Here is a 241-nt window from a genome sequence, read left to right on the forward strand (position 1 = left end):
GGCTGCGAACAGCAAGACGATGACGTAAGCATCGGTCGAAAAATTCTTCGTCCATTGAACATCGCCGTTCCACACATTTGGCACACAATCAATGCGATGAAAACCGTACGCGGATAGCCCCAAGCACGCGAACATAGATACTGCATACACGATTAGAGCAAATACGTGCATCATTCCTCCACGATCTCGGAACGGGTGAGCCACGCAAGTGCCACTTCACGCGCCTTTTCCTGTGTCCACC

It is taken from the genome of Dellaglioa sp. CoH-55-MRSF-8 (genome assembly GCF_056782195.1).